We start from the raw sequence: 20,510 nt of genomic DNA on the forward strand, positions 1-20,510 counted from the left end.
TTAGACCAGAACTAATCTGACAGAAACCTTTCAAAATCATATACTGTAAATGCTGGTCTAAACGTATTCACATTATTAATATTCTATATCTTGATTCATTGTTTGATGAATATCGACTTTAATATTACCATCAAATTTGTTGACTAACCAAATATTCAAATTAACACTCTTAATAAATTCATATAATCTATTTATACCATTAACTAGACTTTTAGGTCTCGTTGTAGCCACAAATAGCTGTTTCATAAATTTTTCTTGATTACTCAATGGTCTTTTTTGGCGGTAATTGCTTTATTCCCATTAACAATTATGATTAATTTATTCCTTTTCATCTAGCTTCTTTAATTCTGTATAAATTAATGCAAATTACTTTTGAAATGTAATATCACAAATATCAACTCTTTCCATATAATTTGTAGAAACCGAAGAAAATATGATTTTTTTATTTTTATCAATAAAATAAGTTGCAGGAATAGGTAATTTATGGCTTTTATCATCATTAAATAATTCTAGATCTGCACCCAGGTTTTTATAAATTTTACGAATATTTTCTTGTAGTATGTAGGCAAGCCCATATTTATCAGCGATTTCGTTACCTTTATCTGAAAGTATTCTAAAATCAAGGTTATTTTGTATCGTTATATCATGATTAAAACGGATAGTTTGAGGGGTTATTGCAATAACCGTTGTACTATCGATAAGATTGTTATTAATAGCTTCTTGATAATGTGCTAGTTCAGCCATACAAAACGGGCACCAATTACCTCGAAAAAAGCTAAGTATTACGGCATTATCTTGTAATACATCATATAGTGAAACAGGTAATCCTTCGGCATCTGGCAACGTAAAATCAGGAGCTATATCACCGACTTTAAGAGCATGATGTTCTAAATTTTGCTCAATTAAGTTCTGAAGTGATTGTCTAAGTGCATTTAAAATATCAACAGGTACATTTTGAGCCATCTCTTTTTGTATAAGCTGAAGTTTTTCATTTAATTTCATTGTTATTTTCCTTTAAGTGGCATATTAATTGTACGCATCGCTTTTTTAACAATACGCTTTGTAAATTCTGTATTACTTTCAAATACCCATCGTTCGCATAGATCTGAGACCCAATTTGGTCGAGTTTTACTTGCATCATTTAACCAATTTGCAACCGAATCTTGGACATATTTTTCTGATTCATTTTTTAATGGTTCAAGTAAAGGAAGCGCAATATCAGGTTGTGTTTTTAACTCGGTAATATGTTTACACCAAACCCCTCTAGGTCTCAAACACTCAACAGCAAACCGTCTAATGTAGGGATTCGGATTTGTTACCCAAGAAGATAGTAATTCGATAGAAACAGTTAAATCTGAACATAGTTTTTCACGAACCGCCATCCAAGCCCATTCACGAACACCGAAGTGGTTATCTTTAGCATAAGGTTGAATCTGGATAAGTAATTCTTGTAGTGATAATGGGGGTTTCTTTTCCGGAAGAATAAAACATGCCCATCCTCGGGCTGTGTCAGATATATGTTGTGATAAACAACGGTATATTTCATCTTGTATGTTATAACTAACGAATGTGTCAGCAAGTACTTTCCCTATTATTTTCATTTTAGACAAAATACCAGATGCAGTATTATTCATATTCATAACTGACAACATTTTGTTTAATAATTGTTCATTACAAAATGGCGTAAGAATCACTTTAAATAAATGCTCTTGGTCAACCTGTAAGCATTCATTGAGATGAGTTGTGGCTTCAAGCCCGTTATTTAACATGTCAATACGATTCATTATTCGTGATGTCCTAGTTATGAAATTGTTGCGTAATAGGATGTTTTAATCTGTTTAATTAACTTTCTATATGACATGTCACTTATAAAATACTAACTTATAATGACGGTATACAGTCGGTGTAAGTAATAATTAAATTAATCCTCTTTAAGTTGAAACATTTTATTTAAAATACCAATGAGTGTTTCAATTTCAGAATCAGTGAGATTTTGTGTAATGCTAGCAATCCAACGACTGTGATCTTTGAATATTTTGTGGATTAAAACTTGACCTTTATGGGTCAGAGTTATATTAATTTTTCTTCCATCAACAGGGGCATCAGTTTTATTGACTAATTCATCTTTAACTAAAGAATTAATTAAAGATGTTATCGTCGGTTTTGTAACGCCACTTAAAGTAGCAATTTCTTGCGGAGTGAGCATTTTATACTCAAATAAAAGAACGAGCACCATAAAACGACCTTCAGATAACCGAAAATCATTCAATCGTTCAGAGCATTGCTTGTCTATTTTCTTTCCTGTAGAAAGTATGCTAAAACAGGCTTCTACTGCTGATATATTAGCCACTTTGTGTTTTTTAATAATACTCGCTAAAGATGTGTATTTTTTTTCCAATTTCATGATTATTTCTTCTTTGTAATATAGTTAGACGCCTAACTATTTTTGATAGAATCTAATAAAGTATATTTTTTGTCAAGAAATATTTAGCAATTAGTTAATTACATTTAAACAGGAAGTTTATAAAAGAATTGATATAAATCATCTAAACATAATGAACATGATATGAACCTCATAATTTTTTTAAGGCTTTTGTGTTTTGAAACAAGTGTAATAATGCCCTAATGTTGGCTAAATTATATCCTTCCTGGCATATCCATACTTTTTCGTTCTAAAAGATAAAATTATTTTTTTTTATTTTTATTCTGTATTAAATAATTTAATCAGAAATACAACGGGTTATAATTATTACGCTGAGTAAATGGCGATTATGTCTATACAAATCACAAACAACAGCAACTCCAGTAATTAACCATACTTTTTCATATTATAAATTCAATCTAATACTGTGGTTATACAATAAAGTTGCCGCTATTCTTAAAATGATCTTTTATTCAAACTTTGAGGTATCGGTAGCACAAACACGGAGTCGATGACCATCAGGATCATTTCCTACAAATGTGTATCCAAAATCGAGCATTTGAGGTTCGAGTTCAATTTTGACGTTTAGTTCTTTCCACATCGCATAAATCTTATCTACTTCATTTTTTGTTACATCACTAAATGACAGCTCAAAACCACCATAATGATTGGGTGCCTTTGGCGTTATTTTATCAGCCTCTTGAAGGCCCAAAATAAAATTATCATTTAATAAAAATACAGCAAAACCAGGATAAGTTTTAACAGCTGGGCGCCCTAGTATTTTTGTGTAAAACTCTGTGCTAGCATCGACATCTTTGACATAAACAATAACGCTATTGGGTTTAAACATTTTTCTTTCCTTTTGGTGATAAAAATTAGTTTAAAGAATTTTAGTTATCTCTATTTTGATGTAGCATTGCTGACAACTGCATGTCATATTTAAAATTCAATCTAAATTATTTTGCAAACATAAAGCATGAAAATTAATCGTATAATTACTATCATCATGGTATTGCTTCAAAGAGAAAAAATAACTGGTAAAGAATTAGCAGATAAATTAGATGTATCATTGCGTACTATTTACCGAGATATACAAGTTATCGAGAGAGCTGGAATACCCATTATTACCTTTCAAGGAAGTGCAGGTGGAATAAGTATTTTAAAAAATTATAAAATTAATAAAGGTCTATTCACTAAAGAAGATGTCATTGTTTTATTAAAAAGCCTTAACTTATTATCCTCACCGGTTTTAAAAGAAAGTGAAAATTTAAGAACACTCGAGAAAATAAAGAGTTTTTTATCAGAGCAAGAACTTGATGAAGTGACAAATAACTTAAATCAACTTAATGTTGATTTATCACCTTGGTTTTCCAAACAAAATATTGATAACAAAATATCTATTATAAGACTGGCACTGAAAGAGCAACTGCTTTTATCGTTTGATTATTTAAGTGTTAGGAATAAACAACCCTCACGTTTAATTGAGCCATATCAACTTATTTTTAAGGAAAAAGCATGGTATTTACAAGCTTTTTGCCTAACTAAAAATGATTTTCGTGTATTTAAGTTGTCGAAAATGTCAAACATTAGAAAAACAAATACTAAATTTATTAGGCAGACAACGCCTGAAGTATTTTCTTTATTCGAAACGGATATGAAAAAAAAGATTTTTAAAATAAAATTATTAATAGATGAATCGCTTTTGGAACGTATTTTAGATTTTTGTGACGAAAAAGATATTAAGAAATTAAATGCACAACAGTATCTCGTAAATTTTGACTTTATTGATGATGACTACAGTTATGGCATTTTACTAAGCTTAGGCCATAAATGTATTTGTTTAGAGCCTGAACGCGTTCGTACAGAGATGATTGAACGTACGAAGCAATTAGCTCGCTCATATAGTGAAATTAACAAGTTATCTATATCAGATCATATGTTCAAATGATTTTATATTTATAACTTTTTAGCATAGAAAATTATAGAAAAATTAATAAATAGCTAGTATTGATAAATTGATGTCTGTAAAAGTCTATTACCTTTCATGAAACATCATTCTAGAAAGTAGTTTAAACATCAACGATATAAAATCTGTAAATACGATTATTTATCTGTTTGATACTAAATAAAGTGATCGATATGGTAATTGTCGAGTATGTTTAAGAATTAGTATTTTTCTTTTAAAACGTTTGAATGATAAAAGAAAATTTATAGATGAAAGAAGAAATTGTGGCGAAATCGACATAGAAGATTCTAGATGTTTTATCTTTATCACACATCAATAATGATAAAAATCATATACTAAATAAAAATAGCATTATATATGATTTAAAGAAACCGCTTAGGATTAAACTTGCCCTTATCACTGACAGAAAATAATAAAATATGCAGAAAAAGCGATTGTCTATAGTGTAATTTAGATTAAAGCATCTAAGATTAAATCATGGTGCAAGGCTATATTTTACGTTCAAACACTAATTAGATTATCATAAGAATTTTTTAATCGTGTTTAATTATAAAAAGTTATCTTAGGTATTATAAAGTTTATTTCGTGATGCTAAAGCTAAAAAATGAAGGATATAAAATATCAGAAATAAGGATAAGTTGTGTATCACGAAAATTAGCTTACACTGCAGGGTAGCAATTACTTTGGAAAATCTTTTTATTTATTGAATAATTGACAAAAATAACTTCTATTGGCAGGTTAATCAATCAGCGATCATTTCCGCTGATTGATTATCTTGCAGAGCTTTTAATCTTTTATCTTTCGATCAACTCTTTTCTATCTGTGCTTTTTTAAAAAATAGATAAGCAAGTATAGAAACAATAAAATTACCTATCGCAGCAAAAATGATTACCACATTCAACTCAAAATAGTTAAATAAAATAAAACCTGTTAAAGCCGCACCTATTGCTGCACCGCAAGTATTGATAGCATAAAGATGTCCGGTAGTTTGGCCAATGTTTTTCCAAAACTGCGCTATATAAGTGATTAATATTGGTAACGTAGCCCCCATTAAAACTGCAGGAACAAGGACTAATAAGAAATTAACAATCGCAACAATTAATAAATTATAGACAATAAAAATATCACCGAAAAATAAAATAAGTTGATAACTAATTAATCCAAATAACCCAATTCCAAATTCACTAAAACAAAAAAACTCAAGTGCTTTATCAGGATATTTATCCACCACTTTCCCGCCGGCAAGTGCTCCTAAACCCAGACCCAACATAAATGCTGATACGATAATCGCAACTGAATCCACATCAGATCCAAAAGCCGAATAAAGTGCGCGTTGCCAAGCAACTTGGTAAGTTAAACCACTCATTCCGGAAATAAAAAATAAAATACTTAGCAGTAGTAATCGTTTTTTGCTTAACATAAAAGGTTCCTTATTTATTCCAAAGTCCATATTTATATTCAGTTATCATATTACTATCAGTAATGATTTCCGTATCACGATCTAAATTATAAAGTTTTTCAACTTCACCTAAGTTTAACAGTTTTGTTATTAATGTTTTTTTGTAAGCACCAGATTCACGTTGTTTGGACTCTTCACTAAATAACGGTTTACCGTCTAAAATTAACTTATTAAGATTAGCTTCAGCAACAACTTCATCAAGTTTGATCATCGAATCAGACGCATAAATAAAACCGAGCGTCCCCCAATAAGCATATTTAAATACCGATTGTGCAGTTTTTAATGTGTCGGGTGAGCGCGTACTATTAAATGCCAAAATACCATTAGGATTTAATGAATTTTTGACAATTTCCATCATCTCCTGCGACAAAAGATTAGTTACACCTGAACGCCAATGGTAAGTTGTATTCATAACGATTAAATCATATTTTTTGTCACAATTTCGTTTAAGCCACCGTCGGCCATCATCAATGTAGATATTAATTTTAGGATCGTTTAATATTGGGGAAACTTCAGGATGTTGTTTAATAATGTCTAGATAACCTTTATTAATTTCAATAGCATCAATGGTTTGTAATGTTGGAAAACTTGACAAAGCGCGAGTCCATGCCCCACCACTAACCCCAATAACCAATGCTTTTTTAGGACTAGGATGGACTGCTGCTAATAAATAAAGCCGATTTAGGTCATTTATATCATCGTCTGGATTGATACTTATAATCCCATCATAAACATTATTACCTAGTACAATATTTTTTCTGCCTTTCTTATCATCATTAACAATATGAATTACACCATAGCGATTTTCAACATAATTATTGACAGAGAGATTTTTAAAGGTATTTGCAAAAATATAATTAGTATGTTTATCTACTAAACCAATACAAATACTGCCAAGTATAACAACAGTTGTGACAGAAACAGCTGTTTTTTTTATTATCATCAAACTGCCTAATGTGACACAAACCATACCGGTTATAATAAACATCGATGAAATAGAGATATAATCGAGAAGAACACCACCAATTAATAAACTACCTAGCGTTGAACCAATTATATTAAAGAAGTAGACTTTAGAAACAGATGAACCAATTTTTCCATTAGCAATATTAGTACCTAAATGGTGTACAATTGGAAATAAGATTGCCATTAAAGTGGCTAGGATAAATATTAAAATACAACATATGAAAAACGAAAATAGTATAGAGTTTTCTTGAAGTGTAAATTGTATTATAAATGGAATCATTATGTCAGTAAAGCCAGCAATAGTTAAGACTATTCCACCGACAAAGAAAAGATTTGAATAACGGGTACACATCATCTTACCTCGCCCGGCCCCATAGGCAATACCTAATAGAAATAAAACCAATACCAAAGCAAAAGCAAAAGGTTGTCCACCCAAAATAAAGCTGAAGACTCTAAACCAGAGCATCTCTTGCCCTAAACTCATAAGTCCAACTAAAAGCGAAATGGACCAAGCAAAATATTTCATTATTTTTTCCTGACTTTTTTATTATTGAATTATTGAAATTTTACATACTGTTCTACTAAAACTAAACACTTCCAATCGACGGAATTAAGTGGGTCATTAAACACCTAAATAATCACATTTACAAGACCTGTTTATAAAATATATACGCAGGTTATTAAATACCATAATAATTATTCTTTCAAATTGATTACGCCAAAGCATCCCTTTTTTGCATCTCTTTTTATTGTAGGAAATAGCGCTCTTTCAATGAAAAATACCCATGTTAAATAAATATTTAGAATCTGTATAATTGACAATCGGTTTAACGGTATTGTAAACATATGATTTAAACTTTTTAAAATCATCAAGGCTACGCCCAATTCAGCTACGATTATAGAGCTGATAAGACGACAAATGAAAATGACTTGTGAATAAAATTCCACAATTGAAGTCAGTGCAAACTGATGACACATTATTTATGAATGGTGATAGCGTAAAATTGCTATAATTTACATTATGTGTGAATTTAATTCATGATATTATTCATAAATTACTGCTTTATCTTGCTAATAATTAGCATTACAATCTATTCAGTTAATTAACAATATAGCTGCATTAAATATTTAGTAAATTTTTACCATCTCAATTATGCAATTTGCGCTTTTATTCTATGATTTATCTGGATTGGCATTCATCGCTACTAATCACGCTAAAAAGTTATGAAGACGTTATTGAAAACAAACAAAACATTCTATGATCGCATAGTTATGCTAATCCTTGCTACATTAATGGCAATGACATCATTATCGGTTGATATTTATTTACCAGCCATGCCACAAATGCAGCATGATCTGTCAGGAAATATCGAATTAACTATAACTGGGTTTCTTATTGGCTTTTCTTTAGCACAATTAGTCTGGGGACCGATAAGTGATTGCATTGGTCAACGCAAACCACTTTTTATTGGCATAATATTGTTTATCATTGGCTCTGTGGGGTGTGCGCTTTCACAACACATTGAGCAAATCATATTTTGGCGGGTTTTTCAAGCTTTTGGTGCTTGTACTGGACCAATGATAGCTAGAGCTATCGTTCGTGATCTTTATCAAAAAAAGAAAGCGGCTCAGGTATTATCGACATTAATGATTGTCATGGCGATCGCTCCTATTGCCGGTCCATTGATTGGTGGGCAATTGATACAAATCAGTACTTGGCATAGTATCTTTTGGTTATTGACCTTGATTGGTGTCGTAATATTGTTGAGTATCTTTTTACTGCCAGAAACACATTTTCCCGAGAAACGAGTCAATCTGCAAATTAAAAACATTTTTGCCACATACTATAAGTTATTAAGTCATCGGCAATTTATGCGCTATACATTATGTGTCACTTTCTTCTATGTGGCGGTTTATACTTTTATTGTCGATTCGCCCTTTGTCTATATCACTTTTTATGGTATTGGCGAACAATATTACGGTTGGTTATTCGCAATTAATATTGTTGGTATCATGACATTAAGTGTACTAAACCGTTATCTGGTTACCCAATATAGTCTTAATTTTTTACTGCGTTCATCGACTATGATTGCAATGGCTGCATTAGTTATTTTAGTACTCTTATTCAATTGGCATATCGGGGGAGTTTATAGCATCATCACCATGCTTTTCATTTTTTTTTCAATGAATGGTATCATTGCTGCATGTGCAACAGCGGCAGCGCTGGATCTGGTTCCTGAAATAGCCGGTTCAGCTTCAGCCCTGATTGGTTCTTTACAGTATGGTAGCGGGATTATTTCAACTTTACTATTGGTATGGTTTTCTAATGATTCTCCATGGGTAATGATTATTATCATGACAATATTCATGTTTATGAGTGCTCTGATGATGCTGATACCTTTAAATCGCCAACATCATCGCCTTAACGTATCACAACTATGATTATTAAGGTAGAGATAAACAAGGTCTTCATCAATTGTATATGCCGTTTAACACCAATCATTACTGTCATTCGCTTAATGGCTGGTTATAGTTAAAGTTACATGAAATGAAATTGCATTAAAACAATAAATTCATCATGATGACCTCTATCTCATCTTATAGCGATACTTAGAAAATCTTTTAAACGTTTGATTATGCCTGTAATCTTAAAAGTGAGCGAGATTGGCTTTTCAGTCAGAAAAATAGTCATCTTTTATCAAATACTATAACGTAACCTCACATTGAGACGGTAAATAAGCCAAAATATTTAGAAGCTATCGGTAGTTCTAAATCCCCCACCACCTGATGAAGAGCTTGATGAAAAACCACCACCACTTGAAGATCGAGATGAGGAACTCGATGATGTTCTCCAAGACGAGCTATGTTCCTTTTTATTATTGGAAATAGACCAACCACTTCGATATTTTGTTGTTGATGAGACCGTTCTGTCTATTCGTATGCGATAAGCAATGAGTGCATGAACAATGGATTGAGGAAACACATTTTCATCGAATAAATTGTTTAAAATCTTATCAAGTCTAGACGGTGAAAGATCATATTCATAAAAGGAGCTTGGAATATTATTTTTGCTAAAAATATAAAGTACTTGGTTAAAACGGTTATAGGTATGCTCTAATCGTTGAATAGTTTGTTGCAATGCCGGGAGTCGCTCTTCAAGCTGCTGTATTTGCTTATCTGCTTTCTGAAGATTTTTCAGTAGAATATCATCTTCAGCTGATTTGGTTTGCAAGGTCAAATGCATAAGGGTGTATTGAGATTGTCGTTGTAAAAATTGCGCCAGTTGATTGGATATATCCTGAAATTGATTACTTTTACCCAATTTAGTATCATTGAAATCTTGATTGTTTTTTTCTTTTTGTTTTTTATAATGTGCTAACATCTGTTCCGTTTGTGCCAACTCACTTCTTAATTGAGGAAGGTGTAAGCTATTTTCAACGATACGTTCTTTGTTTTCTTTTGGTTCTAATGCAGCCTGATATAAGCCTTTTTTAATATCATAACGAGACTGAGACTCTTTTAGTAGTGCCTTAAGTATTTTTTGATTTTGATAATTTTCACTAAAATTAACGCATCTCGCCGCCCAGGCATCTAACTTACGAAAAATCCCAAAACCTTTATAATTATTCTCACCAAAATTTCTTTTTAATAGATAGTTGTAACAACGGTTTTGACTATATTGAGCCAATTTTTCTGAAAATTCGTGTTGTGCTTGTTGAAAATTTATCGTTTCGTTATTAAGGTTTTCTTCTGCTTCTTTAAAGCGATTAAATAATGTTACATATTCAAGATCATTTTCTAGTTGCCTGACCTTCTGGATTGATAGTTCATCTATTCGTGCAAATAAGCTTGACAGGTTATGTTGACTATGTAGCATAAGTTGATCTAATTCTTGAGATCTCTTATTGAACATACTGAATAATTCTTGTAGTTGATTAATAAGAGATTGTATATGGGCATTATGATTATCAGGCGATTCCAATAAATAAATCGTGGCTATTTTTTGATAAATTTTCACCTGCTCATTTTTCAAGTTCAGCATTGTTTGATGAATGTTTTGCCGCTCTTTATTAGCCGAATTTAAAGAAGCCATAACATTGTTAGCTTTCAACTTAATACTATTTTCAATTTGTTTGGTCTGCATATTTTACCACTCCAAAATTCTGCCTGGTTTCACTGAACTTGGGCAAACAAAAGTCAATCGACCAATTGTTTTTTGACAAAGCAAGTTATTATCAATGTGTCCATCTTGTGCCTTATCAGCTCTTACCACGTTAAATATGTCTTGAGTAACTTGTTGACCAAACATACTGACTAATTTCATTTCACCAGTTTCGATACTTTTTACCCATATTGGCATTGCTATTCCAGACGGTAATGTTGGCGTAACAATTAAATACCAAGATTGACCATGAGTATCATCATGGGTTCGAACAATACCTGATTTATAATTTGGATTATCGACAACAATCAGATTTAACGGCGTTTGAGCAAGTTTAATATAGTAAGCTATCATCGTTTGATAATTCTCTACATTGGTGAAATTAAGTTCTTTTAAATCGGCTTTTAACGCGGTTTGTAGTGATGTAACCGGCGCCATATCAGACTCAGGTACATTAAGTCTATGCAATTGAATATTGTCTGCGCGTATTTTATTTTTGATCGCTTCGGCGCGTTCAACTGTACTATAGAGCGTTTCTAGACGTGTAAGATCGACCGTCTTCTCACCACGATTAAGGCTATCAAGAACCGCATCAACTGTAACTTGTAAAATTGGGTATTGCTTAGAGGCATTGATAAAAGGTTCACTCAAAATTAATTTAGCTAATTGTTGATCTGTAGCAAGTAAATTACGTAATTCCAATAATTTTGAGTTAATTTTGGCTAACTTATTGTTTACTGAAATATCGATCTGTTGAAGTTGATTAAGGGTATCTTTTTTAATAGCAGAAGATGAATCAAATACCGGTTTAGTAAGGGGTGTAATATCGTCTTGATTAAGTGCTTCTACAATAATTGCCTTTAATTTTTTTGCCGGTACAAGCACAAAGTTAATCGGTTGTTTATTCAGTTCAATAAACTCATTATTTAAAGTATCTAAAGATTGTTTGCTATCTTGAATATGATTATAAGTGGTATTAATATCATTTTGTAATTGTTTTACTCGTCCAACTTTAGAAGAATGACTTACTGTACAGATAAATAAGACTATAACAACTAAAAAAACTATGATATTTCTGCTTATGTAACAGTAAATCAATAAATCTTGAAACCATGAATGGCTAGGTGCATTAAATCGTAATCGCTTATCGAACCAAAGTTTAATTCCTTTCTCTATGGTTTCATCATTAATAGGTAAACCTTGAGTTTGATAGTAACTTTTGATATCTCGCTGTAAATTACGATGTAGTGTTTCCCGATCGAGGTGCTCAAGTAATAATTGCTGCTTTTGATAAAGTTCATCAATGATTGCCATTGCACCAAGTTGGTCACTGAGTTTAAATTCTGACATTAAACATTAACCTTTAACAAAATATTATTAAAGCGTTCTTTCCCAACTTCTACGATACGATCAATTTCTTTAGCATTATTGAACGATTCATTTCTAAGCTCAGTAATCAACTGATGACTGGATTCTTGATAATTAACTATCGCTTCAACCAAAGAACGTAAAGAATCAGCTTTGATCGTTGATCCATATCCTGCTCTTAACCCTTCTTCAAGTTGCTTATTCCCCATTGAAGCAATACTTTCAATGCCTTTATTCATACCTTCTTTCATTGCTTCTAACGTTTTAGTGCTTTCACTTAAACCTGATAATGATGTTATCGAAGCACTTAATGCCGTGAAAACAATTTCATTTGTGGAAAAGAAACTGACACTTTGTTGATAAACACGTTCTTTAACAGATGTAGTTTGCTGTAATCGGGCAAAAACCGCTTCAGCCGAATTATAGGAAACGGTTAAGTTATTGGACAAATCTAAAACAATTTGGTAACGACTGTCTTCTTGTTGGACATTACGTAACGCCTCATCACGAGCAAGCTCTAAACGTGCTCGTCCAACATGATCATCTGAATGATATTCATCAACTGCCGCCATCGCCAAAGCTAATTCTTCTTTACACTGTTCGAGACGAGCTGCGGCAATTTGCACCACCTCCTCTGCGGCGATTTGTGCTTGCTTTAAACCAAAACGAAAATCGATATAGGCATCTAAAATAACGCGCTCGCGCTCTATCTGATGATTGGTATCTTTAGATACTTCCAGATAGGTCTTTTTGATCGCATTAAAGCGATCAGGAATTGAGCCTCGTTGTAGGGTCATCCAACCTATTTTAACTTTTTCAAAAAAATCTAAGCGTCCATCATCTAACCAACCGACCATCTTTTCCATATCGGTACGAATACTATCAAAATTACTAACAATTTTCGTGTAACGCTGAGAAACTGCCATACCATCAATTTGCTCTCGCACCACTTCATTAAAGGCGCCTTGTTGTTGCAAAGTACGAGCAATAGCAACAATACGATTCTTATCAATTTCTGCAATTTTATCTAGTAATTTTAAAACTGGAGCATCAGCTTGTGGCTTAACAGTTATACCCACTTTATTTAATGATTGTACCGCTCTATCAACGTAAGAAACTATATTATTAGACATTTCACAATTCCTTGAAATTTTATAATTAATCGTATATTAAATGAGCATAAATTATATAGTAATAAATTTATTATTACCATTGATAGTCGCTTTCATGCGTGAATGTTTTTTAGATTCGACTAAATTTAATCATATTGATTTTTACCACTAGCTTAAAAAAGTTAATAAACGTTCAAAACTAGCCAAAACAAACAATAATCCGTCAGGAATTGCCATTTTAGTATAATTGTTTTCCATTAAATAACATTTACATTATAAAATCGCTTTATCAATAAAAAACCCCTCAATAGTATGATATTAACGGGTTATTTTTTACGAATAATGGCAACTCATATTCGATTATATATCAGTAAAGAGAATTTTCGCTTTGCTAAAGACACTTGGCTTTAACTTACCGTTAGACCAAATTGGTTATTATTTTCACTTAAATAACATATTATTTATTAATCTCATTCCATACTTGATGCAAGTTTGTAAATTGTTCAGAGCTAACCTGAGTAATAAGTTGATTGATACCCGTTTCGGTTAAACCAAGGTTTCGTAATATGGTTAAATGTGAACGTAATTGTGGATTTACACTTGTGCCTAGTCCGATCAAACTTCCCAGTGTAGCCAATTCTCGTTCAAAATCACCTAAATTATCACGACTAAACTGGTAGCCAAATAATTGTGCTTTAATGGCATAATCAATCGCTGGGGCAAAATCGAAAATAGCTGTTTTAGTTGGACGATGAGTGAGTTGCGCTAACTTTTGTGTTCCCAGTTCATAATAATTAACACGCCCTAATTGGGTTGGTAGTGAACCTTGTGGATCATTGATACCTTGCTTAATTCGTTCTTCAAGCACCGTTTTCAAGGTGATCATAGCATTTAAGGTTTTAGGTGCGCCAATATAAGCAAACTGATGTGACACCAACTCTTTAAGTTCATTGACTGTCAGCCCTATTTTTAGCCCTTGTTCAATAAATTTTTTTACCACAATTTGGTCGCCTTCGGTCACGGCGATCGCAAGGGGAACTACAACAAGTTGCTTAGCCGTTAATTGTTGATTATTGGTGGTTTCAATTTTTATGGAATTATTAACACTTTCCGGTTGGACTTTTTCCATCCAAGTAACCATATTATCCTTTGCCGGGCTGATTGCAATATGACTCATTGCTGTATATTCGTCGGCACCATGCCAGTGCTTAACGTTTGGCGCAATCCATACCACATCACCTTGGGTGATCAGCTGAATTGGTTTTCCCCACTGTTGAAAACGTCCCGTCCCTTCTATCACAATTAAATACTGCCCTTGACTATGTGCATGCCAGTTGGTAAATCCATTTGGTTCAAAATGGACAATTGCTGGAGCTACATCACCGTGACTAGGCATTAATGGATAACGGATAAAGGCTGCCTTGCCAGTAAAATGATCGCTATCAGCTGACTGTAAAATAAATGTATTACTTGATGTTAATTGAGTATCCATTATTTCTGCCTGTAGATTTAGATTAAATAGCAAAAAATAAAGTAATGTAAATAGTTTAACTGTTTTGATTGTCATTTTAAGTTATCACCAAAAAATGTGGTTAATTTATCAGTTATCTGCTGCACATAAGGCTGTTTCCAATATGTTTCTATATGACTTGCATTTGGCACAAGAAACAATTCTTTATTGTCGGTTCCACTTGCGTTAGCAAAAACTTCTTGAGTCATATAGAGTGAATCCGCTTTCTCACCAGCAATCATTAATAAAGGTTGACTAATTAATTCAACATTAGTATTGACGTCAAACGCTATTAAATCTTGAAAACTATCGATCGTATTATTCGTTTGCGAGTTTGGATGAGCATGCGTATTGGCATAGTATTCATAACCTTGGCGATACATTTCAAAAGGTAATTCCGCCACTTGTTCAGGAGTCATATTTTGACCAAATGAAGGAGAATATTGAATTCCCCCCCCCACGGCTTCTTGTGCCCGGACTTTGGCAATATCACTCAAACGCTGTTGGATTGTCTCTTTTTGACTACGCATAAAACCATTACGTCGCGCATCACCTGTATTAAACATACTCACCGTGGCCACAGCAATAAAACGCTTATCGGTCTGAGCTGCTTTAATCGAGTATCCACCGCCACCACAAATACCTAACAAACCTATGTGATGAGCATCTACACTAGGATATTGACTAATAAAATCGGCTGCGGCTCGAATATCTTCAATACGATTTTGTGGTTTGTCAGTATAACGTGGTGTTCCTGAACTTCCGCCTTGATAAGCCGCATCAAAAGCAATAGTAATGTAACCTTGCTCGGCAAGATTTTGTGCATACAACCCAGACACTTGTTCTTTTACACCACCATTTGGATGAGCCACGACAATAGCCGGATATTTGTTTATAGGATTATAATTTGCTGGCGTATACACGTTTGCAACTACGTCAATATTGGTTTGGTGTTGTTTATATTTCACGGGATGTATATTAACTTTACCTGATTCATTTTTAGTTAAGGCATTTTCATACGTTAGTGTAAATGGATTATTTTTATAATCTTGAGCCATAGCATCGCCTCCTAATGTTGTCACTAATAGCGTGACTAATAGTGTTGTCTTTAAGTATCTCATTGTTTTATTCCCGTAAATAATGAATGTAATTTATTATAAGCAGACAACATTACCATGATAATATAAGATAATTAACATGGCTTTGTGAGTAAAATTCATTAATGGGATAACAATGACTAGTCATAAACATTTCAATGATCTTTATGCTTTTTTGCAAATTGCTAAATTAGGTAGTTTTACGCAAGCTGCTGCAATCCTGAATGTACAACCCTCTGCCTTAAGCCATCGAATAAATGAGCTAGAAAGGCGGTTAAAAATAAAATTATTAAATCGTACCACTCGTGCAGTTTCGACTACCGAAGCAGGTCAACAATTATTGGAACGCGTTATGCCAATGTTCACCTGTATCCAACAAGAGTTATGTGCGCTTTCTGATTATACCCATAATATGAGTGGGAAAATTCGCATTAATTGTCCGGAACGTCCAGCTTTTGAATTAATTTATCCCAAAATTCATCACTTTTTAGCGCAAAATCCCGGTGTTGAAATTGAAATTTTTATTAATAATAATTACTGTGACATTGTGGCGGAACGGTTTGACTTTGGTGTCCGTTCAGGTAAAGACTTGGCTCAAGACATGACCGCAGTACCGATATCAGCTGAAAATACGATGGCTCTGATTGCTTCACCTTACTATTTAAGTCAATACGGTGAACCCAAACAATTACAAGAAATTACCAACCATCGTTGTATTGTGATCGCGCTTAATCCAGAATTTAGAGTCAGCGAATGGGAGTTTATTGAACAAAAACAATTACATAAAATACGTGTTCCAGAAAACTTAGTTTTCAATTCACAATATTTAATTAAACAAGCTGCCATAGATGGATTGGGAATAACTTGGCTACCACGTACCAGCGTACAAGCCGATATACAAGCGGGACGATTGATTGAATTGTTAAATAAAACAGCCATTACTTATCCACCGATGTACCTTTATTACCCACCCAACAAACATAAAACTACGGCGATGACCGCATTCATTGAATTATTGCGTTGGCAAAAAAATGAATAATCCCATAAAAAGGTTATGTATATCACAAAAAATTTAATAGCGAAGACGTTAAATTTTAAATTTGGCTGCTAATTAAATAAAAAAATTATGTTACCAATAGATCAAAAGATTTATAAGCAGAATTGATTGGATTTTATACATTTTCCATGCAAAACTATACCAAAATTTATTTTCAGAAAAGGGGTCATTTATGTCAAAAATAAAATTTCAAAAAAAAACGCTGGCACAAAATTTTATCTTAATATTATTAAGCGGAATATTAACTGCTTGTGGTAATGATTACTCGGAAAACAGTTCTCAAGCATCGAAAAAACCGGCTTACAATTCAGAAAACAGTTCTAACATATTGATAGAACCTAATTACCGAATGGGTGAGTTTTCAGATACTCTGGTTACTAGCAATAGTTCGACACAAAGGTTTATTAATGACATATACATATCATCAGACACAGCGCAATATAAAAACTATACTGATAATTCAATCAAACAAGTTGCCAACGAACCTGTAAGTACATTTAGTCTCGATATGGACACAGGAAGTTATGCTAATAGCCGCCGGTTTTTGTCGCAAGGCCGTATGCCTCATCCTGACGCAGTACGAGTAGAAGAGTTTATTAACTATTTTCCAAGTGCTCCAAATGAAGATCTAATACCGTTAGTAGGTTCGCCATTTTCAGTAGCTTATGAACTAACCCCAAGCCCATGGAATGCAGACAAAGTTTTATTAAAGGTAAATATTAAAGCTAACGATGTTAATTTTAAAAAGCTCCCACCTTCTAATCTTACCTTCTTAGTCGATACATCGGGATCCATGTATGGTCCTGACCGATTAGAATTATTACAAAAATCATTAAAGTTATTAGTAGATAAGCTTCGTCCGGAAGATAAAGTGGCGATTGTAACTTATGCAGGAAGTGAAGGTGTTGCTTTGCCACCAACATCAGGTCGTGATAAAGCAAAAATTTTGGCTGCAATTGACAATTTTGAGGCTGGTGGCAGCACTGCTGGTGGCGCAGGGCTTAAATTAGCGTATAAAATGGCCGAACAAAACAAAGTCGCTAACGGCATTAACCGAATATTATTGGCGACTGATGGTGATTTCAATGTTGGAATTCGTAGTACCGAAGAGTTGAAAGCATTTGTTATCAGTGAAAAAGAAAAAGGCATTACGTTATCTACACTCGGTTTCGGTGATGATAATTTCAATGAACAATTGATGGTACAAATTGCTGATGCCGGTAATGGCAATTATAGCTATATTGATAGTCTAAAAGAAGCCCAAAAAGTATTACAAGAAGAGATGAGTGCAACTTTAGTCACAGTAGCTAAAGATGTCAAAGCACAAATAGAATTTAACCCACAATACGTGTTGGATTATCGTCAAATTGGTTATGAAAAACGACAGTTAAAACAAGAAGATTTTAACAATGATAAAGTGGATGCTGGTGATATCGGTGCTGGTAAAAAAACCACCGTTTTATATGAGCTAACTTTAGTCGGTAATACGCCAAGTATTGATCCTTTACGCTACCAAGCAAAAAAATCTGAGCCAAATATTTCTATCAACAGTAATGAAATCGCATTTCTCAAACTGCGTTGGAAAGCACCAAAGGATAAGAAAAGTAATCTAGTTTCTCTACCATTAGAAAAGAAAGCATTGGTTAGCAACTTTGATAAAGCAAGTAGCGAAACGCGCTTTATAGCAGCAGTAGCTGCATTTGGGCAAAAGTTACGCAATAATCCTGAATTATCTCAAACATCTTATCAACAAATAGCAAGTTGGGCTAATAACGCCAAAGGTAAGGACCCTCACGGATATCGCAGCGAATTTGTACAATTAGTGAGAAAAGCTGCAGCGTTAGATGATAAAAAATAGTTATTGCTAATGTCAATGCAGATATTTACTCTGCATTGACCATCATCACTTCATATAAATACCTGATTTGATATATTATCAATAATTAAATTTGTATTAATTTCATTAATGATTACAGATAATCTTTATCTGATAATGTGGACAGTGACGTTGAGTTATCTTTTGGGTGCTATTTGCTTTTCTTATTATCAAAAATAAATATCAAAATAGTATAATGACTAAATCGTCGATTACTATCATGATTAGCCAATTACCGAAGTTATTATTAGATAAACAACGCTTGGCAATTTATTTTTGTTCTTTGTTTGTATTGTTAAGTTTTGTTGCGCTTTATTCTGTGCTGCACCAAAATTGGTTAAGTATTTATATATCAGAATTAAGAAATATCAGTATTTTTACTCTGTTGTTTAGTTTGACAGCTAGCTTTGTCTACAAAAAAATAAGTCCATTATATGTATTAGTTATCGCATTGTGTTTAATGGCCATTTCTTTAGCGATGCATGCTTTTTATCTAAATAATCAGCAAAACCCCATTTACCTTTTGTTAATGATTCATTTTGTTTTTATTCTCGATCTTGCCTATGCTGTTCCCGCGATGATCACTTGTATTGCAATAAACTCTGGCATTCAAAATCGAGGCATGGCAACATCACTTTATACAAGTATATTATTTATTGGAGCAAGTTTAGGTTAGGTGTTACCAACTATGTTTAACTCAAACACATTAATCTTTTTTATTGTATTTTTTCTCATTTTTAATGCAGTAAAACTTATATTAAGTTTAAAAAATCGCACTTATCAATAGCAATTTATTATGAAAAAATTAATCACACTAATATTTATTAGTGTTTTTTTATCTTCCCCCACTTTTGCTCAGGAATTAAGTAATATTAAGGAAAATATAATGGATTCGACCACATTAAAACCGGCAAATATGATATTAGCTACCAATCTACAAAAATTGTTACACCAAGATGAAATGAATTTTAATTTAGTCCTGAAAAAACAAGGCTCGCATAATCAACAACCGATCACATTAAAACGTTTTGAGCCTGAACAGACGACTCATCTTGGTCACCAACATATCTCTTTTGTAATCGATAAAAATTCAGATATGCTACTTGGATTTGTCAGACTATTACCTAAATATATTAGGTCAGAACAACAGGTTTCAAAAGTAGTCGCTTTTGAAATAACACTAAATTTTCTAAAAAATTATGCCCCTGATTTATTAGTCAACTATAAAAATAGTTGGATTGATACACATGATGAGACCATCATGGTTGCCGACAAAAAAATCACTATTACTGGTATAAAGGTAAAATGTCGTGATTTAAACACAGGATCATATTTTTGGACCATTATCGCTCCAGATCAAAGTGTAATGGTTTTCGAAAGAAATATCGAATGGGACTTCATTAGGGCTGGTCGACAAACTCAGAAATGGTTACATGCTCAGTGGTTGAATAAAAATTTATAAAAAATCATTTAACAGATTATTGAATAAAATATGTTGATTAACTATATGGAAAT

The 20,510-nt window shown here is 32.8% G+C and carries 18 protein-coding genes; 6 read left to right on the top strand and 12 right to left on the bottom strand.

Going from position 1 to position 20,510, the window contains the following annotated elements:
* Positions 1-75 precede the first annotated feature (75 nt).
* The 5 genes from JMI89_RS02160 to JMI89_RS02180 form a co-directional block, all read right to left on the bottom strand.
* The gene (locus JMI89_RS02160) at positions 76-246 is read right to left on the bottom strand and encodes a hypothetical protein (protein WP_220679226.1); all 171 of its coding nucleotides are present in this window, start codon (positions 244-246) and stop codon (positions 76-78) included.
* Between the two features lie 120 nt (positions 247-366).
* Positions 367-1,002: a peroxiredoxin family protein gene (locus tag JMI89_RS02165; RefSeq protein WP_187755821.1), complete on the bottom strand. Its 636-nt coding sequence runs from the start codon at positions 1,000-1,002 to the stop codon at positions 367-369.
* Between the two features lie 2 nt (positions 1,003-1,004).
* Positions 1,005-1,784: a DNA alkylation repair protein gene (locus JMI89_RS02170; RefSeq protein WP_220679227.1), complete on the bottom strand. Its 780-nt coding sequence runs from the start codon at positions 1,782-1,784 to the stop codon at positions 1,005-1,007.
* Between the two features lie 137 nt (positions 1,785-1,921).
* Entirely contained in the window at positions 1,922-2,404 is a 483-nt protein-coding gene (locus JMI89_RS02175) for a MarR family winged helix-turn-helix transcriptional regulator (RefSeq protein WP_220679228.1), read from the bottom strand.
* A 487-nt stretch (positions 2,405-2,891) separates the two neighbouring features.
* Positions 2,892-3,272: a VOC family protein gene (locus tag JMI89_RS02180; protein ID WP_220679229.1), complete on the bottom strand. Its 381-nt coding sequence runs from the start codon at positions 3,270-3,272 to the stop codon at positions 2,892-2,894.
* Positions 3,273-3,398: 126 nt separating this feature from the next.
* On the opposite strand from JMI89_RS02180, the gene JMI89_RS02185 reads away from it, so the two are divergent.
* On the top strand, positions 3,399-4,370 hold the full coding sequence (locus JMI89_RS02185) for a YafY family protein (protein WP_220679230.1): 972 nt from the start codon (positions 3,399-3,401) through the stop codon (positions 4,368-4,370).
* Between the two features lie 823 nt (positions 4,371-5,193).
* Here JMI89_RS02185 and JMI89_RS02190 read toward each other — a convergent pair.
* Together JMI89_RS02190 and JMI89_RS02195 are read right to left on the bottom strand one after the other, a co-directional pair.
* Positions 5,194-5,808, bottom strand: a complete 615-nt coding sequence (locus JMI89_RS02190; protein WP_187755826.1) for an MFS transporter — start codon at positions 5,806-5,808, stop codon at positions 5,194-5,196.
* A gap of 10 nt (positions 5,809-5,818) precedes the next feature.
* A complete protein-coding gene (locus tag JMI89_RS02195; RefSeq protein ID WP_187755827.1) occupies positions 5,819-7,339 on the bottom strand; it encodes a fused MFS/spermidine synthase in 1,521 nt (506 codons plus the stop codon).
* A gap of 698 nt (positions 7,340-8,037) precedes the next feature.
* Here JMI89_RS02195 and JMI89_RS02200 point away from each other — a divergent pair.
* Entirely contained in the window at positions 8,038-9,255 is a 1,218-nt protein-coding gene (locus JMI89_RS02200) for a multidrug effflux MFS transporter (RefSeq protein ID WP_370633696.1), read from the top strand.
* A 307-nt stretch (positions 9,256-9,562) separates the two neighbouring features.
* Here JMI89_RS02200 and JMI89_RS02205 read toward each other — a convergent pair whose 3' ends face one another.
* The 5 genes from JMI89_RS02205 to JMI89_RS02225 all read right to left on the bottom strand — a co-directional run bounded on the left by JMI89_RS02205 (position 9,563) and on the right by JMI89_RS02225 (position 16,086).
* Positions 9,563-10,957, bottom strand: a complete 1,395-nt coding sequence (locus JMI89_RS02205) for a hypothetical protein (RefSeq protein WP_187755829.1) — start codon at positions 10,955-10,957, stop codon at positions 9,563-9,565.
* A gap of 3 nt (positions 10,958-10,960) precedes the next feature.
* Entirely contained in the window at positions 10,961-12,325 is a 1,365-nt protein-coding gene (locus JMI89_RS02210; protein ID WP_220679232.1) for a DUF6384 family protein, read from the bottom strand.
* Entirely contained in the window at positions 12,325-13,476 is a 1,152-nt protein-coding gene (locus JMI89_RS02215; protein WP_220679233.1) for a hypothetical protein, read from the bottom strand. Before JMI89_RS02215 ends, JMI89_RS02210 begins: the two co-directional genes overlap by 1 nt.
* Before the next feature lie 436 nt (positions 13,477-13,912).
* Entirely contained in the window at positions 13,913-15,022 is a 1,110-nt protein-coding gene (locus tag JMI89_RS02220; protein ID WP_220679234.1) for a cupin domain-containing protein, read from the bottom strand.
* Positions 15,019-16,086, bottom strand: coding sequence for an alpha/beta hydrolase (locus JMI89_RS02225; protein ID WP_220679235.1), 1,068 nt, complete (start codon positions 16,084-16,086; stop codon positions 15,019-15,021). The genes JMI89_RS02220 and JMI89_RS02225 overlap by 4 nt, the downstream gene beginning before the upstream one ends.
* A gap of 112 nt (positions 16,087-16,198) precedes the next feature.
* Between JMI89_RS02225 and JMI89_RS02230 the strand changes: the two genes are divergently transcribed.
* From JMI89_RS02230 to JMI89_RS02245, 4 genes are all read left to right on the top strand, one after another.
* Positions 16,199-17,101 carry a LysR family transcriptional regulator gene (locus tag JMI89_RS02230; RefSeq protein ID WP_187755834.1) on the top strand — a complete coding sequence of 301 codons (903 nt, stop codon included), beginning with the start codon at positions 16,199-16,201 and terminating at the stop codon, positions 17,099-17,101.
* Positions 17,102-17,291: 190 nt separating this feature from the next.
* Positions 17,292-18,977, top strand: a complete 1,686-nt coding sequence (locus tag JMI89_RS02235; protein WP_187755835.1) for a VWA domain-containing protein — start codon at positions 17,292-17,294, stop codon at positions 18,975-18,977.
* Between the two features lie 214 nt (positions 18,978-19,191).
* A complete protein-coding gene (locus tag JMI89_RS02240) occupies positions 19,192-19,671 on the top strand; it encodes a preprotein translocase subunit Sec61beta (RefSeq protein WP_220679236.1) in 480 nt (159 codons plus the stop codon).
* Between the two features lie 120 nt (positions 19,672-19,791).
* On the top strand, positions 19,792-20,457 hold the full coding sequence (locus tag JMI89_RS02245; RefSeq protein WP_220679237.1) for a hypothetical protein: 666 nt from the start codon (positions 19,792-19,794) through the stop codon (positions 20,455-20,457).
* The last annotated feature ends 53 nt before the right edge of the window (positions 20,458-20,510 follow it).

Source organism: Frischella sp. Ac48 (assembly GCF_019641635.1).
Classification (GTDB): Bacteria; Pseudomonadota; Gammaproteobacteria; order Enterobacterales; family Orbaceae; genus Frischella; species Frischella japonica.

Coding starts and splice junctions, on each gene's coding strand:
- JMI89_RS02160 (WP_220679226.1), bottom strand. CDS start 246: ATGAAACAGCTATTTGTGGCTACAACGAGACCTAAAAGTCTAGTTAAT.
- JMI89_RS02165 (WP_187755821.1), bottom strand. CDS start 1,002: ATGAAATTAAATGAAAAACTTCAGCTTATACAAAAAGAGATGGCTCAA.
- JMI89_RS02170 (WP_220679227.1), bottom strand. CDS start 1,784: ATGAATCGTATTGACATGTTAAATAACGGGCTTGAAGCCACAACTCAT.
- JMI89_RS02175 (WP_220679228.1), bottom strand. CDS start 2,404: ATGAAATTGGAAAAAAAATACACATCTTTAGCGAGTATTATTAAAAAA.
- JMI89_RS02180 (WP_220679229.1), bottom strand. CDS start 3,272: ATGTTTAAACCCAATAGCGTTATTGTTTATGTCAAAGATGTCGATGCT.
- JMI89_RS02185 (WP_220679230.1), top strand. CDS start 3,399: ATGAAAATTAATCGTATAATTACTATCATCATGGTATTGCTTCAAAGA.
- JMI89_RS02190 (WP_187755826.1), bottom strand. CDS start 5,808: ATGTTAAGCAAAAAACGATTACTACTGCTAAGTATTTTATTTTTTATT.
- JMI89_RS02195 (WP_187755827.1), bottom strand. CDS start 7,339: ATGAAATATTTTGCTTGGTCCATTTCGCTTTTAGTTGGACTTATGAGT.
- JMI89_RS02200 (WP_370633696.1), top strand. CDS start 8,038: ATGAAGACGTTATTGAAAACAAACAAAACATTCTATGATCGCATAGTT.
- JMI89_RS02205 (WP_187755829.1), bottom strand. CDS start 10,957: ATGCAGACCAAACAAATTGAAAATAGTATTAAGTTGAAAGCTAACAAT.
- JMI89_RS02210 (WP_220679232.1), bottom strand. CDS start 12,325: ATGTCAGAATTTAAACTCAGTGACCAACTTGGTGCAATGGCAATCATT.
- JMI89_RS02215 (WP_220679233.1), bottom strand. CDS start 13,476: ATGTCTAATAATATAGTTTCTTACGTTGATAGAGCGGTACAATCATTA.
- JMI89_RS02220 (WP_220679234.1), bottom strand. CDS start 15,022: ATGACAATCAAAACAGTTAAACTATTTACATTACTTTATTTTTTGCTA.
- JMI89_RS02225 (WP_220679235.1), bottom strand. CDS start 16,086: ATGAGATACTTAAAGACAACACTATTAGTCACGCTATTAGTGACAACA.
- JMI89_RS02230 (WP_187755834.1), top strand. CDS start 16,199: ATGACTAGTCATAAACATTTCAATGATCTTTATGCTTTTTTGCAAATT.
- JMI89_RS02235 (WP_187755835.1), top strand. CDS start 17,292: ATGTCAAAAATAAAATTTCAAAAAAAAACGCTGGCACAAAATTTTATC.
- JMI89_RS02240 (WP_220679236.1), top strand. CDS start 19,192: ATGACTAAATCGTCGATTACTATCATGATTAGCCAATTACCGAAGTTA.
- JMI89_RS02245 (WP_220679237.1), top strand. CDS start 19,792: ATGAAAAAATTAATCACACTAATATTTATTAGTGTTTTTTTATCTTCC.